This is a genomic window from Marinomonas lutimaris, from assembly GCF_019426345.1.
Taxonomy (GTDB): domain Bacteria; phylum Pseudomonadota; class Gammaproteobacteria; order Pseudomonadales; family Marinomonadaceae; genus Marinomonas; species Marinomonas lutimaris.
Genome location: NZ_JAHLLW010000027.1, coordinates 1 through 18,266, shown reverse-complemented (window position 1 = coordinate 18,266; position 18,266 = coordinate 1). Strand labels below are relative to the sequence as shown.

The following is an 18,266-nucleotide window of genomic DNA, read 5'->3' as shown; positions in this document are numbered from 1 at the left end:
CTATGGAACCGAGAATAGTTAAAATTCACTACTCCGCAGCACAAATATCACAAAAGGAACAAGATAAATAATACAAGCAGCCACCCTAAAAAACAAGACACATGCGCCAAAAGGAGCCACGTTGCACCGTGTTTGTGCAATGTGCATTAAAAAGAAGTTTTTAATAAAATATTTAAGCCTATGTTATTGTAGTAGCCAACTTAAACAGAGCTTGATCACCATGCCAGAACGTCTAATTTATTTTTTTCTTGTCTTCAAACGTTATGGATACTTAACAATAACAAGATTCAAACATAGCAACCTTTCACAAAAAGCAGCACAACTCACCTTATCAAGTTTGTTGGCTGCGGTTCCTATAATTACCATCATTGTTGGAATACTAAGCTTTACACCCGCATTAGAAGCAATGCAGGCACAGCTATTTCAACTCATTGAGCTACATCTTGCACCTGGCTCTAGCGATATCATGATGCCTTATTTAATTAAGTTTTCAGCACAAACCAAAAACCTTCCCGCTGCTGGATTGATCGCACTAGTTTTAACCGCTCTATTACTACTAAATAGCTTTGAAAGCAGTGTCCAATCAATTTGGGAAATCAGAAAGACCAGAAAAATTAGAGAGCGACTTTTAACCTACTGGGCAATTTTAACCCTAGGGCCAATCATATTTGCATCTTCGTTAAGCCTATACGGCACACTTATATCAATACAAATTCAAGGCACTCAAACAAACGCATGGATTGATAACCTATTGGAACTTGGAAGCATGACCTTGTATTTCCTAATGCTTCTGACACTAAACTTTTTAACTCCGAACGCAGAGGTTTCGCTGAAATGGGCATCAATTTCAGCTCTTGCAGGCAGCATTGGTCTTTTTATCTTAAATACGATATTCAGCTCGTTTGCACAGTTTTTCAGCAGCTATCAAGTCGTTTACGGCGCATTCGCAGCTATCCCGATATTTCTGATCTGGTTACAAAGCTCATGGCTCATTGTTCTCGCATCCATCTGCTTATGCGCCACATTGCACAACATAAAAAGCACAACAGAACAGAAAAACTTAGCATCCGGTCAGGATTAATGTAAAATCCCGCAAATTTTCAACAACAGGGCTTACCATGACGAATACAATCAACGACCTAAACAAAATTTTAGATGAGGCCGATTGCTTAGTTGACGAAGCAAAACTTAACGAAGCCCTTGATAAAATGGCAACACAAATCACAGCAGATCTTGCAGATAAGCTCCCTCTTGTTCTCTGCGTTATGAATGGCGGATTGATTCCAACAGCAGCCCTGATAGAACGATTAAACTTCCCATTAGAGCTCGACTACATTCACGCAACTCGCTACGGAATGGACACGGAAGGCGCCTCACTCAACTGGCTAAGCTACCCACAAACAAGCCTCAAAAACAGACACATACTCGTTGTAGACGATATTTTTGACCAAGGACACACCCTACAAGCCATCGCAAAATGGCTAGAGGATCAAGAAACAAGCGGCGTATATACTGCGACCGTTATTAATAAACTACACGACCGCAAAACGGATATGACACCAGACTATGTTGGAACAGATGTTGTGGATAGATTTTTATTCGGCTACGGAATGGACTACAAAGGCTTCTTCAGAAACCTAAAAGGCATTTACGCCATTAAAGATAGCTAACCCAATAAGATATTACAGACAAAAAAATGCCCGCTTTAGTGAAGCGGGCATTTTTTATTACAATAGAAAACTAGAATACTCGGTTAAAACCGTTAAGTGCCGCAACTCGATAAGCTTCCGCCATAGTCGGGTAGTTAAAGGTCGTATTCAAAAAGTACTTCAAAGTATTCTGCTCACCTGGCTGCTTCATAATAGCTTGCCCAATGTGAACAATCTCAGACGCTTGGTCACCAAAACAATGAATACCCAACAACTCTAAAGACTCACGGTGAAACAGAATCTTCAACATCCCAACTGCTTCGCCCGTAATTTGAGCGCGAGCTGTATTTTTAAAGAAAGCACGACCTACTTCGTAAGGCACCTTTTCAGCCGTTAATTCAGCTTCCGTTTTGCCTACTGAACTTATTTCAGGAATTGTATAGATACCTGTCGGCACTTCACTGATGAATTCACCACCTGGCGCACCAAACATATTAGCTGCTGCAGCACGACCTTGATCATATGCCGCGCTCGCTAGACTTGGCCAACCGATAACATCACCCGCAGCATAAACATTTTCAACTTGCGTTTGGTAAGTATCATTTACCGCCAATTGACCACGACTATTAACATCAAGATTAATTGACTCTAAGCCCAAGTTATCAGTGTTACCGGATCGACCGTTACAGAACAACAAAGCATCCGCACGCAATTTTTTACCTGACGCCATATGCATAACAACACCACGCTCTGTCGTTTCAACAGAATCGTATGTCTCATTATGACGAATTAGAACACCGCCATCACGCAAGTGGTAACTTAATGCATCGGTAATTTCATCATCCAGGAAGCTCAAAAGCTTTTTAGCTGGATTGATTAATTCTACACGCACACCTAGCCCACAAAAAATTGACGCATACTCACAACCAATTACGCCCGCACCATAGATAATTAAAGAGCGCGGAGTATGACTCAAGCTAAGAATGGTATCAGAACAATAAATACGAGGATGTGAAAAGTCGATATTAGCCGGACGGTATGGACGAGAACCAGTTGCGATCACAACTTTCTTTGCAACTAGAAGCTCAGGCCCTTTTTCATAGGTATTTACTTCTATCGTGTTTGCATCCTTGAATTTACCTCTACCAAAGTAAATGTCAATTCGGTTACGCGCATAATACTCTGTACGCCCCATGACCTGCTTATCAATAACTCTATTTGCACGATCCAAAACCTTTGGGAACGAAAACCAACGAGGCTCACCAATATCACGGAACATTGGGTTAGTATTAAAGGCAATAATTTCCTTAACAGCATGACGCAACGCTTTTGATGGAATGGTTCCTAAATGCGTACAACTTCCGCCTACTTGCGAACTCGCCTCAATAACAGCCACTCTTTTGCCTGCCTTCGCAGCACTCATCGCTGCACCTTCTCCGGCAGGACCCGTGCCTAACACCACAACATCATAATGTCTCGTTGTCATAATACCCTCTTCACTGTTCAATTATTTAGATGCGTCGTAAAACGTGTCATCAGAAACCGTTGCTGCCATACCTTTTTTCGTTTCTTTCTCACATTTACCTTTGTCACCACCACAAATATCGCAGGCGACCTCCATACCCAGAGCACTCATGCCGCCACAAGAACCTGAAATAGGCTTTCTACCCATCAACACACCGACAGACATAGCAGTAACCAATAAAAGCATAAGGGCAAATGCCAAAATAATCGTCAACATATGATATCTCCTATAAAACAAGAAAATTAAAAGCGCATTTATTTTAAATAAGACCTGAAAGCATCAGATGGATGCTCCTCAAAACCGAAATCTGTTTTCACCAACAAATACGCTGCAATGCCATTTTTCTGCGCAAACTCGAAACCCTTTTCGGGACCAAGCACAGTAATTGCAGTAGCAAGACCATCAGCCATTGTTGTTGTTTTATCTACTACAGTAACAGAAACCAACCTATGCGTAATGGGCCTACCTGTTACTGGACTAATTGTGTGAGAATAACGCACGCCGTTTTTCTCAAAATAATTTCGATAATCACCCGATGTCGCAACGGCAACATCTTTTACATCAATTATACGCTCTGCGATATCATGCCCACCTGCCGGGCTCTCGATTGCTATCTTCCAGGGTGATCCATCAGACTTAATACCTTTTGACGCGATCTCACCACCCACTTCAACCAAGTAACTTTCTATCCCTTTATCCTCCAAAACCCGCGCAACAACATCAACGCCATATCCTTTAGCAATGGAAGATAAATCCACATAAATATCTTTTTCTTTTGTCAAATGGAGGTTGTCAAGCTTTAAGTAATGGTAGCCCACTCGCAACTTAGCTTCGTCAATCGCATCTTGACTAGGCACTTTATCTTCGCGTTTACCTGGACCAAACCCCCACAAGTTAACCAAAGGACCGATAGTAACATCGTACTCACCATCGCTCATTTCACTAATAAGCAAAGCTTTATCAATAACATAAGCCATATCTTTACTGACAACCGCAGACTGTCCTTTAGGCAACTTATTAAATAGCGATAACTCTGAATTAGGATCATAAGTCGACATAAGCTTGTTAACTCTAACCAAAGCTGCATCAACGTCGTATTTCAAATCCGAAGAATTATTAACGTCTTTTTTAGTAAAAAATTTCACTGTATAGGTTGTACCCATTGTCGGGCCAGAGAAACTTGCCAGTTCAGGAGTAAAAACAGAAAGACGGTAAACAACCGCAATAGCAATAAACAGGAAGGCTGAAAATAGTATTTTTTTACGCATATAAAGTCTTTTTAGTCGCCAATAAAATAAAGACCCACCAGAAGGTGGGTCTTTATTCAGGTGCTAGCCACCGAAATCATCAAGTAAGATGTTTTCTTTTTCTACACCTAGATCTTCTAACATCTTAATAACAGATGCGTTCATCATTGGAGGCCCACACATGTAGAACTCACAATCCTCTGGAGCCGGGTGGTCTTTCAAGTAACTCTCATAAAGAACATTATGAATGAAACCAGTTTTACCCTCCCAGTTATCTTCAGGCTGAGGATCAGAAAGCGCCAAATGCCATTCGAAGTTTTCATTCTCTTCTTGAAGCTTATCGTACTCTTCCGTATAGAAAGCCTCACGGACACTACGTGCACCGTACCAGAAAGAGATCTTACGTTTCGAATTCAAACGCTTAAGCTGATCAAAGATGTGTGAACGCATTGGCGCCATACCAGCACCACCACCAACAAACACCATTTCAGCATCAGTGTCTTTGGCAAAGAACTCACCAAATGGACCGTATACTTTTATCTTATCGCCAGGCTTAAGACTGAACACATAAGAAGACATCTGACCTGGTGGTAAATCATCTTTACCTGGAGGTGGTGAAGCAATACGAATATTAAACTTCACAATACCTTTTTCTTCAGGATAGTTCGCCATTGAATAAGCACGAATCACGGTTTCATCTACCTTGGATACAAACTTCCAAAGGTTAAATTTATCCCAGTCACCACGATACTCTTCTTCAATATCAAAGTCTTTGTAATGAACAGTATGCGCCGGCGCTTCAAGCTGAACATAACCACCTGCACGGAAATCAACGTTTTCACCCTCAGGCAACTTCAACGTTAACTCTTTAATGAAGGTTGCCAAGTTAGGGTTTGACTCAACAGTACATTCCCATGCTTTAACACCAAACACCTCTTCAGGCACCTCTACATCCATATCTTGCTTCACAGCAACCTGACAGGACAAGCGATAACCTTCTTTTTCATCTCGACGAGTAAAGTGAGACTGCTCAGTAGAAAGCATAGAGCCGCCACCACTAGTCACCTTACATTTACACTGAGCACAAGTACCACCACCGCCACAAGCAGATGATAGAAAAATGCCACTGTTCGCCAAAGTTTGAAGCAACTTACCACCAGCAGGTGCAGTTACTTCCTTTTCACCATTGATGCGAATTGTAACGTCCCCAGTACTTACCAAGCGCGCACGAGCAGCAAGGATAATTGCCACTAACGCAAGCACGATAGCTGTGAACATCACCACACCTAGAATAATTTCTAAGTTGACCATGTTAGTTAAACCTTATTCTTGGTTGTCTAAATGAGCAGCCAATTAAAGCTGCACACCAGAAAATGACATAAAACCTAAGCTCATCAGACCAACAGTAATGAACGTGATACCAAGACCACGAAGACCTGCAGGAACATCTGAATACTTAAGTTTCTCCCGAATACCAGCTAGCGCAGCAATCGCTAACGCCCAACCAACACCAGCACCCACACCATAAACAACGCTCTCACCAAAGTCATAGTCACGTTCAACCATGAACAAAGAAGCACCCATGATGGCACAGTTAACTGTGATAAGTGGTAAAAACACACCAAGTGCGTTGTACAACGCAGGCATATATTTATCTAAAGTCATTTCCAAAATTTGAACGACAGCGGCGATAACACCAATGTAGCTCAATAGACCTAGGAAGCTAAGATCAACCCCAGACAAACCAGCCCACTCAAGAGCACCGTCCGCCAAAAGATTTTTGTACAACAAGTTGTTAAGAGGAACAGTAATCGCCAAAACAACAACAACCGCTATACCTAAACCTATCGCTGTTTCTACTTTTTTGGACAAAGCCAAAAAAGTACACATACCAAGGAAAAAAGCTAACGCCATGTTTTCAACAAAAACAGCCTTAACAAATAGACTTATTAAATGTTCCATTTATAGCGCCTCCTGAGAACGAGAATTCGCTGCAATCTTGAATTCAGGCTCTTCAACTTGCTCTTTCTTATAAGAACGTAAAGCCCAAATAACCAAGCCAATCACAAAGAATGCACTAGGTGGAAGCAACATCAAGCCATTAGGCTGATACCAACCACCATTCTGAATAGTAGCAAAGATCTCGAAGCCAAATAATTTACCAGCACCAAGCAGCTCACGGAAAAAGGCAACAACAATCAACATTGCGCTGTAACCCAAGCCATTACCAATACCATCAACAAAGCTCATTACAGGACCATTCTTCATAGCAAACGCTTCTGCACGCCCCATTACGATACAGTTCGTAATAATAAGACCAACAAATACAGAAAGCTGCTTACTAATTTCAAAGGCAAACGCCTTCAAAATCTGATCAACCACAATTACCAAAGAAGCAATGATGATCATCTGAACAATGATACGAATACTGTTTGGAATATGATTACGAATAATCGCAATAAAGAAGCTTGAAAAAGCCGTTACTAAGGTCAAGGCAATCGCCATAACCAAACTAACTTTCATACTACTTGTTACGGCCAACGCAGAACAAATACCCAGAATCTGCAAAGCAATTGGGTTATTTGCAAGAATTGGCCCAAAGAGGACTTTTTTCACATCAGACATTATTGAACTCCTTCGCTACGTAGTTGCGATAAGAATGGTCCAAAACCTTCCTGACCCAACCAGTATTGAACAAGATGAGTAACACCACGACTTGTTAGTGTTGCACCAGATAGACCATCAACTTTATAAGCAGCTTTAGGATCTGAACTATCTACACCACCTTTAACAAGATGTATAGCCGCCTCACCCTGCTCATTGTAAATTTCTTTACCTTTCCAAAGAGCTTTCCAGTTAGGGTTATCAACCTCACCACCCAATCCAGGTGTTTCAGCTTGGTCATAGAAACCAAAACCGATCACTGTATTAAAGTCGTTCTGTAGAGCCATGAAGCCATACATAGTTGACCACAAACCATAGCCATGTACCGGCAAAATGATTCGGTCGATACTATCGCCAGACTTCACAAGATAAACTGCAGAAAAGTTTGAGCGACGCTTAATGCCTGCTGGATCCTGCTCGCCTTTAAGGGCAATAGATAACTTAGGATCTTTAGATGCAGCTTTTTGATCAAAGGTTTCAGCCTTGATACCTGCGTCTTTCAACTCTTCTTGCGTAGCAAACTTGCCAGTCTGCAAATTAACAATACGAGTTTCAACCGACTCAAAAATTTCATCAACTGACTTGCCTGGTTCAAGCATGCCAGCAGCAGATAAAATATTACGCTTACGGTCTAAATCTTTATTGGTGTTCTGAATAGGCTTAAGACCTACCGCTGCCGCAGCAACAAAAATAGAACAAACCAAACACAAAGATAAGGCAACTATAATGGTCTTTTTAATACTATCGTTACTGCTAGCCATTGCGTGCAATCCTCCGTTTAATGTTCGCCTGAACAACAAAGTGATCAATAAATGGCGCAAACAAATTCGCGAATAAAATTGCCAACATCATACCTTCTGGGTACGCAGGGTTAACAACACGAATCAACACAACCATCAAACCAATCAGAGCGCCGTAAAACCACTTACCACGATTCGTCATTGATGCAGACACTGGATCAGTGGCCATGTACATCATACCGAAGGCAAAACCACCCAAAACAAGATGCCAATACCAAGGAGTAGCGAACATAGGGTTAGTATCAGAACCAATTGCGTTAAACAACGCAGAAGTTAGTACCATTCCCAACATTACGCCAGCGACGATTCTCCAAGCAGCAATTCGCATTACCAATAATGCACAACCACCGATCAGGATAGCCAGTGTAGAAGTTTCACCCATTGAGCCTTGAATAAAGCCAAAAAATGCATCAGACCAAGCAACAGTTAAACCAGCAACGCCATCAGCAGCAAGCTGACTTAGCGCTGTAGCGCCGGAGAAACCATCAACCGCTGTCCAAACCGCATCACCAGACATAGATGCTGGGTAAGCAAAGAATAGGAAAGCACGACCAGCCAAAGCAGGGTTAAGGAAGTTTTTACCTGTACCACCAAACACTTCTTTCGCCAAGACAACACCAAAAGTGATACCAAGAGCTACTTGCCATAAAGGCACAGTGGCCGGCAGAGAAAGAGCGAATAGGATAGAAGTAACAAAGAAACCTTCGTTAACTTCGTGTTTACGTACAGAGGCAAATAAAACCTCCCAAAAACCACCAACAATAAAGGTAACAAGATAAACAGGCAAAAAGTACATTGCACCGTAGATCATGTTGTCCCAAATGCTTGAGGCATTATAGCTAGTTAGACCACCAATAATGGCATGGCGCCAAGAGTCAGCAGGCGCAACACCCATTGCCTCCATAGCCGTATTGGCTTGCAGACCAATGTTGTACATACCAAAGAACATAGCTGGGAATGTACACATCCACACCAAAATCATAATGCGTTTCATATCAACTGCATCACGAACATGGGAGCCGTTTTTGGTCACTGAACTTGGGCGATAAAAAATAGTATCAACCGCTTCATAAAGCGCGTACCACTTTTCGTATTTTCCACCTGAGTGAAACTCAGGTTCCATTTTATCGAGTACTTTTCTAAGCCCCATGAATTAACCCTCTTTCTCTATTAGAGTTAGGCAATCCCGAAGGATCGGGCCATATTCGAACTTACCTGAGCAGCTGTAAGTACACAAAGCCAAATCTTCATCATCTAACTCAAGTGCACCAAGCTTTTGAGCCTGCTCTGTATCATTCACAACCAACGCACGTAGCAACTGTGTTGGCAAAATATCAAGCGGCATTACGCGCTCAAAATTACCAAGCGGCAACATAGTACGATCACTACCATTTGTTGTCGTTGTCATATCGAATGATTTTTTACCAGTAAGTTTGGACAAAAACACATTCATAATAGAATGTTTTTCTACACCAGCTCGAAGATAATGCATCATTTGACGCTCACGACCTTCAAGCAATACTGACACTTGATTATGGTAGCGACCCAAGAAAGCAAAAGCACCAAAAGCATTACGACCAGAAAGAACAGAACCAGAGATAATACGGTTATCGCCTTCTGCCAATTCACCAGCCAATAAGCCATCCAAGCTTGCACCAATTTGAGTGCGAACTAAACGAGGCTTTTTAACTTGTGGACCTGCCAATGCGATAACTCGCTCAACACTAAGTTCACCAGTAACAAAAAGTTTACCGATAGCAACAACATCTTGGTAATTAACAGACCAAACAGTCTTCTTATCGCTCACTGGATCAAGAAAATGAATGTGCGTACCAGCAAGGCCAGCAGGATGAACACCAGAGAATTCTTCAACCGTCACATCAGACGTTGTTGGGATTTTTGCACCGGGTGCTTTACATAGAAACACCTTACCTTCAGTCAAACGAGTCAACACGGTAAGGCCATCTGCAAATGCTTCCGCCTGATCAGCCAGAACAACTTCAGGAGAAGCAGCCAACGGATTAGTATCAATAGCGGTAACAAAAATAGAATTCGGCACTGAAGCAATTTCAGGCACTTTAGAGAATGGTCGCGTACGGAATGATGTCCATAATCCAGAATTCACTAGATTATCTACAACTTTACTACGTTCAAGAGATTTTAATTCAGAGCCAGAATAAGCGGCGAAGGTTTCGGATTCGTTCCCCTCAACACTAATAACAAGCGACTGAAAAACACGTCGTGCACCACGATTAATAGCAACTACGGTTCCAGAAGCTGGAGCGGTATAGTTAACACCCTCGGTTTTCTTATCTGTAAAGATAATTTGACCTTTCTTGACCTTGTCCCCTTCCGTGACAAGCATGGTAGGTTTCATTCCATGAAAGTCTGGACCGATCACAGCAACTGTTTTAGCAGCAGTAGCCGTCTCAATCACTTGATTGGGAGCACCTGAGATCGGTAGATCTAGGCCTTTTGTAATTTTATACATATGTTCTGCCCAACAATAAATTGAACACAAAAAGCGTAATGCGTAATGTCCACACCCCCCTCCGGGAAAACATGCATGAACGAACAACCAACCTTAAGGTAATTGTAAAACGCAAACTCACTTCACCAAAAAACCGACGTATTATAAAGATCATTCCCCCCATTGACCAGCTCATGAAGCGGTCTTTAAGCATCAACTTTTACTTAAAAGTACTACTTCGTCCTTATTACATGACGTACAGCCATAAAAAATACTTTTTTTTGTTATTTTATTACAAGATTGGATGCGACACTGCTCATTAACACTATTTAAATTAATTAAAATAGAACAAGGCAATCCAAACAGCACAATGGACCGTACTTTAGTCAGTTGCCATACATGATTGAAAACGACACAATATCGCCTAACAAATGAATAGGCTCAAAAACACGGAAGCACAATAATGATCAAACCAGAAGCTCAAATTCATATTAAGAACTTACGCTTACGCACTTATATTGGATTCAATGAATCAGAAAAACAAAACAAACAAGATGTTGTCATTAATGCTTGGATACACTATCCAGCTTCTCAAGCCTACGACACCGACGATGTTGAAAACGCCGTAAACTATCGAACCATCTGTAAAGAAATGATAGCGCATACAGAAAATAACCGCTTTCTTTTGCTTGAAAAGCTGACCGCAGACCTACTTGCACTCTGCATGACATCAAATCATGTTACCTTTGCAAAAGTTGAAGTTGCGAAACCACATGCACTACGTTTTGCCGACTCTGTATCCTTAACGTTATCCGCTACTAGAGAACAATAAGTCCAACATGCCTGAAACTGTATCAATCACCCAAAAACCCGGCTTCAAGAATTTAATCAGTGGCTTAGATGGCAGCCGTAAAGCACTACAACTGCTAGCGATAGCCTCTCAACATAAACAGCCCATCCTTTTTATGGCTAATACCGTCGCAGAATTAAACGAGATTGAAGATGAAATACAGTTCCTAAACCAGCAAAAAAAAGAAATATTAAGATTTAGCGATTGGGAAACCTTACCGTACGATGCTTTCTCACCACACCAAGACATCATCTCTCAACGCTTAGAAACTCTTGCCAAACTAACTGAAACCAAAAACCCAATCGTACTCACTACGATTGCATCCTGTTTGACTCGACTATGCCCAAAGCAGCACCTTGACGCTCAACGCTTCCACCTAAAAGAAGGACAAGAACTACCTCTTGAGCAGCTTTCAAGAAAACTCACTAACGCGGGCTATTTAAATGTAGAAAATGTCCACGAATATGGCGAATACGCAATTCGTGGCGCCCTGATGGATGTCTACCCAATGGGCGCAGAGAATCCTATTAGAATAGATTGGTTTGACAACGAAATTGAATCGATACGATGGTTTGACCCTGAAACCCAACGCAGCATCAGCAAAGTACCCGAAATTAAAATGCTTCCTGCAAAAGAGTTCCCGACGACACCTCAGGGAATCCAACAGTTTCGCCAAGCCTTTAGGGAAAGATTCGAAACCAACCCTCTTTCCAGTCCGATCTACCAAGACATTTCCAGCGGCCTAATTCCTGCTGGCATAGAATACTATTTGCCTTTGTTTTTTGAGCAAACCGCCAGCGTATTTGATTATCTTCCTGACAACACGCTAATCATTCGCTCTGACAACTTCAATGACCAGTTTGCTAGCATTCAGCTCGATTTTCGCAGCCGCCATGAATCACTTAATTACAACATCGAACGCCCCATTTTAAAGCCCGATGAAATCTGCTTAAAAGAAGACGAACTCTTTGCGCAGCTTAATCAATATACAAGCATCATTTTCTCAGCTACTGGCGATCACCCAGCATACCAAGCGCTTGATGCAGTCAAAATTGACTCCAAAGCAGCGCAACCACTTGGCAAACTGCAAGACTTTCTAGCCAGAACAACAGCCAGAGTATTGATTGTGGCAGAGTCCGCGGGACGCCGAGAGGCACTACTGGATTTATTGAAAAAATACAGTATTAAGCCCAAACAAGTAGACAGCTGGGAAGCCTTTACCAAATCCACAAAATCACTCGCCATCACGGAAGGTAATATTGGTCGTGGCTTCATTATTAATGATGAATTAGCCCTTATTCCTGAAAGTGAAATATTAGGCGAACGTGTTTCTCAGCACCGTCGACGTAATAAGCAAAACAACATTAATGAAGATGCGATTATTCGCAACCTCACTGAATTGAGACTAAACGCCCCTGTTGTGCATATCGATCATGGCGTTGGGCGCTACCTTGGACTTACTAACCTAGAAATAGATGGACAAGAAACCGAGCTCCTAACTCTTGGCTACGCTAATGATGCCAAACTTTATGTGCCTGTTTCATCATTACAGTTAATTTCTCGCTATACAGGCGCCGACGAAGACACAGCACCGCTTCATAAACTCGGTACAGATAAGTGGAGCGTTGCCAAACAAAAAGCCGCTGAAAAGGCCCGCGATACAGCCGCAGAACTATTAGAAATCTACGCAAAGCGCGAGGCTCGTGTCGGCTACGCCTTCGCCAAGCCTGATGATCAATACGAACTGTTCTCCGCAGGCTTCCCGTTTGAAGAAACACCAGATCAGCAAATGGCAATCGATGCCGTCATGGCTGATATGTCGACCAAAAAACCAATGGACCGCTTGGTCTGTGGGGATGTAGGGTTTGGCAAGACAGAAGTCGCCATGCGAGCGGCCTTCCTTGCTGTTCAAGACGGAAAACAAGTGGCTGTTCTTGTCCCGACCACACTACTCGCTCAACAGCACTACGAAAACTTTTGCGACCGTTTTGCCGACTGGCCAGTAGAAGTCGAACTATTATCTCGTTTCCGCTCAGGCAAACAGTCCAATACATCTATTGATCGACTAGAATCCGGCAAAGCAGACATTGTTGTTGGCACCCATAAGCTCATCCAAAGCGATATCAAGTTTGCAAACTTGGGGCTGGTTATTATCGACGAAGAGCACCGCTTCGGCGTTAAGCAAAAAGAACAATTCAAAGCCCTGCGCGCAGAAGTCGACATACTGACACTCACTGCCACACCAATTCCTCGAACGCTAAATATGTCTTTGTCTGGTATTCGTGATTTATCCATTATTGCCACACCACCAGCCAAACGCTTATCTGTAAAAACATTTGTAAAACAAAAAGACGAGCACCAAATAAAAGAAGCGATTTTGCGTGAGCTACATCGTGGAGGACAAGTCTATTACTTACACAATGAAGTACAAACCATTCAAAAAGCCGCTGAGGAGATAGAGGGATTAATTCCTGAGGCTCGTGTTATTGTCGGTCACGGTCAAATGCGTGAAAGAGAACTGGAACAAGTCATGTCTGACTTTTATCACAAAAGAACCAATGTACTCGTCTGCTCTACCATTATAGAAACAGGCATAGACATACCAAACGCCAACACTATTATTATTGAACGTGCCGATAAATTTGGTCTAGCACAACTTCATCAATTGCGTGGTCGTGTTGGCCGATCTCACCATCAGGCTTATGCGTATTTGCTAACCCCAAATGACCGAAAAGTAACAGGCGATGCGGAAAAACGCCTAGAAGCTATAATGCTTGCAGACAAACTTGGCGCTGGATTTACTCTAGCCACTCACGATTTAGAAATCCGTGGTACGGGTGAATTACTGGGCGACGGGCAAAGCGGACACATTGAGCATGTAGGCTTCTCTCTATTTATGGACATGCTAGACAGAGCAGTAAAGTCCCTCAAAAATGGTGAATCACCCGATATAGACATTACGTCTCCAGCACAAACCGAAGTAAACTTACGTGTGCCAGCACTCATCCCAGAAGATTATTTAGGTGATGTACATTCGCGCTTGATTCTGTATAAACGTATTGCTAGTGCAAAAACTAGTGATGAGTTAAAAGATCTTCAAGTGGAAATGATTGACCGCTTCGGGCTACTGCCCGATGCAACGAAAAATCTATTCCGTCAAACAGAATTAAAGCTCAAAGCAGAAAGCCTTGGCATTAATAAAATTGAAGCCAACGCAAAAGAAGGTAAAATTTTCTTTAACAGCAAGACACCAGTCGATCCAATGAAGTTAATTAGGCTTATTCAAACGAAGCCTGACATATATAAACTGGTTGGCTCTGACACATTGAAGTTCTTAGCACCGATGAACAGCGCAGAAGAGCGCTTCCAACACACAACAATGACTCTGGAACTACTACATTGAAATCCTTGATTGTTATTTTTTTATCCTTAGCTCTACTAAACACTCGACTCTTTGCTGAAGACGGTGGAATTAATCCTAACACCGCCAGAGCGTACGAAGCCTATTTGGTGACATTCCAATGGCCAGACGCCCTAACCAGCGAGCAAGTGACTTACAAAAATATTCTTTCGACAGACAACCTTATCCGTCTAACAGGTAATGAAAAAAGCACCGATAACAACAATGCACAATCCACACCTTTCGGAAACATCGAAGCGAGACTAGGCAAGAACGTCAAAATCCTAGCAAATAAAAAGTGGACGCTTATTTTCAGATTTCCTGGAGACACCATAAGAAAGTCTTTCTATAGCGAACAACAGAAAGATGGCTACCCAGAGTTAACAGGCAAAATAGCGATCAAGCTAGGACGCTATTTAGAATCAGACATTAATTACCAGCATTATGTTTTTGATCGTTTCACACAACCAACCCCCGATCAAAACAGCACATCAATATTATTGAGCCAAAACCAGACGCAACCTGCACTCAAAGCGTTTGAGCCTGCAATGGTGCTGAAGCTTCACCAGAGCAACAAAACTGCCAGCAAAAAAGTGAACTACTTAGACCATCCAACAATTGCTACATTAATATATTTTGAGCCAATTGAATTAGAAGATGCAATAGATAAAGTGGCCTCACAGTCAATGGATCATGAAACAGGACAAAGTTTAACTTATAACGAACTTCAAAGCACAAACGAGCTCACAAAGAGATAGGACTACGAGTTGGACACATAAAAAAGAGTGGCATGCGGCGCATACCACTCTTTTTTTATATCACTACTTTTACAGCGCGAATTCTAGATTATTGGCTAATAACCGCGAGACTGGGTAATCTTTCCAACCCAAGATACTGCTTTTTGCTCCAAGGCCGAAAAGAACGACAAACCTAGGCGCTCAGCCATACCTTTTGGCTGCTTATAAGTAACTTGTATTACTTCTGCATTTTCATAATGAGAAACCAAATACGCATCACTAGTCATTACCACATCAATCAGCTTATTTTCTATCGCCTCTGATCCGTACCAAGTATCGCCGGTTGCAATATCTTCAATATCCAATTGCGGGCGCTGACTCGAAACAAAGCGTTTGAACAAACCATGCGTATCTTCTAGATCCTGCCTGAATTTCTCACGACCTTCATCTGTATTCTCCCCCAACATTGTCAAGGTGCGCTTGTACTTACCCGCAGTATGAAGCTCAACATCAATCAAACTCTTATCTAGCAATCTATGTACGTTTGGGATTTGGGCAACAACACCAATAGAACCAAGAATAGCAAATGGCGCTGCAATAATTTTGTCAGCAACACACGCCATCATATAACCACCACTGGCAGCGACTTTATCAACACAAATCGTTAATGGGATATTGGCTTCACGAATACGCTGCAACTGAGATGCAGCCAAGCCATAACCATGCACAACACCACCGCCACTTTCTAAGCGAACAACCACTTCGTCCTGTGATTTGGCAACACTCAGAATAGCAGTGATTTCTTCACGCATGGTTTCAACGGCAGAAGCCTTGATATCGCCGTCAAAATCTAAGACATACAGACGTTTTTTAGCAACGTCTTCAATATCTTTTGGCGCTTTCTTCTGAGCTTTCTTTTCTAGCTTTTCTTTTTTCTTCTTTTCTTTCTCTCGATTCTTAAGAACTTTTTTATCCAACAGTTGATGATCTAACTGCGCCTTCATAGCGTCATAACTTTCATTCAACTTAGTAACAGACAAGCTACCTGGCTGTGACTTTCGCTTTCCACTAGACACTATGGCCAAAAGAAAACCAATAACCAAGGCAACACTTACTAGCTTTAATAAAAAACCAGCATAATCAGCTAAAAATTCCAACATTCTTTTCCTCTAAACAATCATAAGCTCTTGAGATAGTGGGGCTATTTTTATAAATAGCAATATCTTTTACTCATTAATCACTATAGATACTGTTTTCTTTATCCCTTATTATCAGCTAACTTTAAAACATCGTAATACTTTGCCAACACGTTAATGCTTTCCCTAAAGGAGCAATGAATGAAAACAACTTTGTCACATGCGCTTGGCAACAATTTCCTTGGGGCTTCTCCCCTCTGGTATAAACAAGCTGTGATCGCATTTCTTATCATCAATCCTATTGCCGTTATTACGCTGGGGCCTTTCATTACTGGCTGGCTACTGATCATTGAATTCATTTTCACTTTGGCTATGGCCCTAAAATGCTACCCACTTCAACCTGGTGGCCTTATAGCGATTGAAGCAGTATTGCTAGGACTAACCTCGTCAGATGGCGTTTATCACGAAGTCATTAAAAACTTTGATGTTATTTTATTATTAATGTTCATGGTGGCTGGCATTTATTTTATGCAAGGTATGCTGCTTTTCATCTTTAATAAATTACTGATCAAAATACGTTCAAAAGTAATTATTTCCTTAGTTTTTAGTTTTACCGCCGCTATTCTCTCTGCCTTTTTGGATGCATTAACCGTTACTGCAGTATTAATAAGTGTGAGTGTTGGGTTTTATTCGGTTTACCATAAGGTTGCTTCTGGCCAGTCAACAAACAACTCACACAACCACAGCAGCGATGACAACATACTTCCTGTTAATCAAAAAGATCTAGCTGAATTTCGCTCCTTTCTTCGCAGCCTCCTTATGCATGGCGCCATTGGTACTGCGCTTGGCGGTGTAGCAACTCTAGTTGGCGAGCCGCAAAACTTGCTTATTGCCAAAGTAGCAGGATGGGACTTTATTGAATTCTTTTTACGCGTTGCCCCAATCTCAATGCCAGTATTGGCTTGCGGCTTGTTAACGGTAATTCTTTTAGAAAAAATGAAATGGTTTGATTACGGCGCCCATCTTCCTGAGAACGTAAGAAACATACTGAAAAACTTTGAAGAAGAAGAATCCAAAAAGAGCACAAACAAACATAAAGCACAGCTGATTGTTCAAGGCATCGTTGCCATTGTGCTAATTCTCTCTTTGGCTTTTCACGTTGCCGAAGTTGGCTTAGTTGGCCTCATGGTCATTGTGCTACTGACGGCATTTAACGGCATTACAGAAGAGCATCAAATTGGTCACGCTTTTGAAGAAGCGCTGCCTTTTACCGCTCTGTTAGTTGTCTTTTTCACAATTGTCTCAGTAATACATGAACAGCATCTATTCCAACCAATTATTGATGTTGTACTGCACATGCCAACACACTCTCAACCAATCATGTTCTTTATCGCCAATGGCATTTTATCCGCCATCAGCGATAACGTATTTGTTGCAACAGTTTATATTGGCGAAGTAAAAGCAGCACTGGATGCGGGCACCATTACTCGCGAGCATTTCAATACGCTTGCGGTTGCTATCAACACAGGCACTAACCTTCCAAGCGTGGCAACACCAAATGGACAGGCCGCATTCTTATTCCTGCTAACCTCAGCCATTGCCCCTCTACTACGATTGTCTTATGGCAAGATGGTTTGGATGGCATTACCTTACACTGTCGTACTAAGCATAGTTGGCGGACTTTGTGTCACTTACTTACTGTAAGCCTTATCAGAATAAGAAATAGACACATAAAAAAGCCCTCTTCTTGAAGTGACCCCATAAAGTTGGACACTTTATTAACCGGCT

General features: G+C 42.0%; 16 protein-coding genes. 6 read left to right on the top strand and 10 right to left on the bottom strand.

The genetic code is table 11. The annotated features are described in order from the left end of the window. Positions 1–220 precede the first annotated feature (220 nt). Together KPL72_RS19545 and KPL72_RS19540 are read left to right on the top strand one after the other, a co-directional pair. Positions 221–1,081: a YihY family inner membrane protein gene (locus KPL72_RS19545; RefSeq protein ID WP_249411740.1), complete on the top strand. Its 861-nt coding sequence runs from the start codon at positions 221–223 to the stop codon at positions 1,079–1,081. A gap of 37 nt (positions 1,082–1,118) precedes the next feature. Then, positions 1,119–1,670, top strand: a complete 552-nt coding sequence (locus tag KPL72_RS19540) for a hypoxanthine-guanine phosphoribosyltransferase (protein WP_219704142.1) — start codon at positions 1,119–1,121, stop codon at positions 1,668–1,670. A 70-nt stretch (positions 1,671–1,740) separates the two neighbouring features. Here KPL72_RS19540 and sthA read toward each other — a convergent pair whose 3' ends face one another. From sthA to KPL72_RS19495, 9 genes are all read right to left on the bottom strand, one after another. After that, complete coding sequence (gene sthA / locus KPL72_RS19535; RefSeq protein ID WP_219704140.1) at positions 1,741–3,135, bottom strand: Si-specific NAD(P)(+) transhydrogenase; 1,395 nt, start codon at positions 3,133–3,135, stop codon at positions 1,741–1,743. 21 nt (positions 3,136–3,156) lie between these two features. Next, positions 3,157–3,390, bottom strand: coding sequence for a (Na+)-NQR maturation NqrM (nqrM, locus tag KPL72_RS19530; protein WP_212918468.1), 234 nt, complete (start codon positions 3,388–3,390; stop codon positions 3,157–3,159). A 38-nt stretch (positions 3,391–3,428) separates the two neighbouring features. Further along, on the bottom strand, positions 3,429–4,442 hold the full coding sequence (locus KPL72_RS19525) for an FAD:protein FMN transferase (protein WP_219704138.1): 1,014 nt from the start codon (positions 4,440–4,442) through the stop codon (positions 3,429–3,431). Positions 4,443–4,505: 63 nt separating this feature from the next. After that, positions 4,506–5,732, bottom strand: coding sequence for an NADH:ubiquinone reductase (Na(+)-transporting) subunit F (gene nqrF / locus KPL72_RS19520; RefSeq protein ID WP_212918466.1), 1,227 nt, complete (start codon positions 5,730–5,732; stop codon positions 4,506–4,508). Between the two features lie 42 nt (positions 5,733–5,774). Then, on the bottom strand, positions 5,775–6,383 hold the full coding sequence (gene nqrE, locus KPL72_RS19515; protein ID WP_012069424.1) for an NADH:ubiquinone reductase (Na(+)-transporting) subunit E: 609 nt from the start codon (positions 6,381–6,383) through the stop codon (positions 5,775–5,777). Further along, entirely contained in the window at positions 6,384–7,046 is a 663-nt protein-coding gene (locus KPL72_RS19510; protein WP_212918465.1) for an NADH:ubiquinone reductase (Na(+)-transporting) subunit D, read from the bottom strand. Continuing rightward, on the bottom strand, positions 7,046–7,846 hold the full coding sequence (locus tag KPL72_RS19505) for a Na(+)-translocating NADH-quinone reductase subunit C (protein ID WP_212918464.1): 801 nt from the start codon (positions 7,844–7,846) through the stop codon (positions 7,046–7,048). Before KPL72_RS19505 ends, KPL72_RS19510 begins: the two co-directional genes overlap by 1 nt. Next, positions 7,839–9,035 carry an NADH:ubiquinone reductase (Na(+)-transporting) subunit B gene (locus tag KPL72_RS19500; RefSeq protein WP_212918463.1) on the bottom strand — a complete coding sequence of 399 codons (1,197 nt, stop codon included), beginning with the start codon at positions 9,033–9,035 and terminating at the stop codon, positions 7,839–7,841. Before KPL72_RS19500 ends, KPL72_RS19505 begins: the two co-directional genes overlap by 8 nt. 3 nt (positions 9,036–9,038) lie before the next feature. Continuing rightward, positions 9,039–10,376 carry a Na(+)-translocating NADH-quinone reductase subunit A gene (locus KPL72_RS19495; protein ID WP_212918462.1) on the bottom strand — a complete coding sequence of 446 codons (1,338 nt, stop codon included), beginning with the start codon at positions 10,374–10,376 and terminating at the stop codon, positions 9,039–9,041. A gap of 442 nt (positions 10,377–10,818) precedes the next feature. Here KPL72_RS19495 and folX point away from each other — a divergent pair, with 442 nt between their 5' ends. From folX to KPL72_RS19480, 3 genes are read left to right on the top strand one after another with little or no spacing between them, the layout of a single operon-like run. Then, a complete protein-coding gene (gene folX, locus KPL72_RS19490; RefSeq protein WP_212918461.1) occupies positions 10,819–11,187 on the top strand; it encodes a dihydroneopterin triphosphate 2'-epimerase in 369 nt (122 codons plus the stop codon). Positions 11,188–11,194: 7 nt separating this feature from the next. Beyond that, a complete protein-coding gene (gene mfd, locus KPL72_RS19485) occupies positions 11,195–14,608 on the top strand; it encodes a transcription-repair coupling factor (RefSeq protein WP_219704136.1) in 3,414 nt (1,137 codons plus the stop codon). Beyond that, positions 14,605–15,363: a CsiV family protein gene (locus KPL72_RS19480; protein ID WP_212918459.1), complete on the top strand. Its 759-nt coding sequence runs from the start codon at positions 14,605–14,607 to the stop codon at positions 15,361–15,363. Before mfd ends, KPL72_RS19480 begins: the two co-directional genes overlap by 4 nt. Before the next feature lie 95 nt (positions 15,364–15,458). Here KPL72_RS19480 and sohB read toward each other — a convergent pair whose 3' ends face one another. Then, complete coding sequence (gene sohB / locus KPL72_RS19475) at positions 15,459–16,502, bottom strand: protease SohB (protein WP_430010747.1); 1,044 nt, start codon at positions 16,500–16,502, stop codon at positions 15,459–15,461. A gap of 177 nt (positions 16,503–16,679) precedes the next feature. On the opposite strand from sohB, the gene nhaB reads away from it, so the two are divergent. Next, positions 16,680–18,182 carry a sodium/proton antiporter NhaB gene (gene nhaB, locus KPL72_RS19470; RefSeq protein ID WP_219704134.1) on the top strand — a complete coding sequence of 501 codons (1,503 nt, stop codon included), beginning with the start codon at positions 16,680–16,682 and terminating at the stop codon, positions 18,180–18,182. Positions 18,183–18,266 lie beyond the last annotated feature (84 nt).

Bases quoted from the DNA above. Each gene is read 5' to 3' on its own strand.
- mfd (WP_219704136.1), top strand. From the start codon at position 11,195: ATGCCTGAAACTGTATCAATCACCCAAAAACCCGGCTTCAAGAATTTA.
- nhaB (WP_219704134.1), top strand. From the start codon at position 16,680: ATGAAAACAACTTTGTCACATGCGCTTGGCAACAATTTCCTTGGGGCT.
- KPL72_RS19510 (WP_212918465.1), bottom strand. From the start codon at position 7,046: ATGTCTGATGTGAAAAAAGTCCTCTTTGGGCCAATTCTTGCAAATAAC.
- nqrF (WP_212918466.1), bottom strand. From the start codon at position 5,732: ATGGTCAACTTAGAAATTATTCTAGGTGTGGTGATGTTCACAGCTATC.
- sthA (WP_219704140.1), bottom strand. From the start codon at position 3,135: ATGACAACGAGACATTATGATGTTGTGGTGTTAGGCACGGGTCCTGCC.
- KPL72_RS19495 (WP_212918462.1), bottom strand. From the start codon at position 10,376: ATGTATAAAATTACAAAAGGCCTAGATCTACCGATCTCAGGTGCTCCC.
- nqrE (WP_012069424.1), bottom strand. From the start codon at position 6,383: ATGGAACATTTAATAAGTCTATTTGTTAAGGCTGTTTTTGTTGAAAAC.
- nqrM (WP_212918468.1), bottom strand. From the start codon at position 3,390: ATGTTGACGATTATTTTGGCATTTGCCCTTATGCTTTTATTGGTTACT.
- KPL72_RS19545 (WP_249411740.1), top strand. From the start codon at position 221: ATGCCAGAACGTCTAATTTATTTTTTTCTTGTCTTCAAACGTTATGGA.
- KPL72_RS19540 (WP_219704142.1), top strand. From the start codon at position 1,119: ATGACGAATACAATCAACGACCTAAACAAAATTTTAGATGAGGCCGAT.
- sohB (WP_430010747.1), bottom strand. From the start codon at position 16,502: ATGTTGGAATTTTTAGCTGATTATGCTGGTTTTTTATTAAAGCTAGTA.
- KPL72_RS19500 (WP_212918463.1), bottom strand. From the start codon at position 9,035: ATGGGGCTTAGAAAAGTACTCGATAAAATGGAACCTGAGTTTCACTCA.
- KPL72_RS19505 (WP_212918464.1), bottom strand. From the start codon at position 7,846: ATGGCTAGCAGTAACGATAGTATTAAAAAGACCATTATAGTTGCCTTA.
- KPL72_RS19525 (WP_219704138.1), bottom strand. From the start codon at position 4,442: ATGCGTAAAAAAATACTATTTTCAGCCTTCCTGTTTATTGCTATTGCG.
- folX (WP_212918461.1), top strand. From the start codon at position 10,819: ATGATCAAACCAGAAGCTCAAATTCATATTAAGAACTTACGCTTACGC.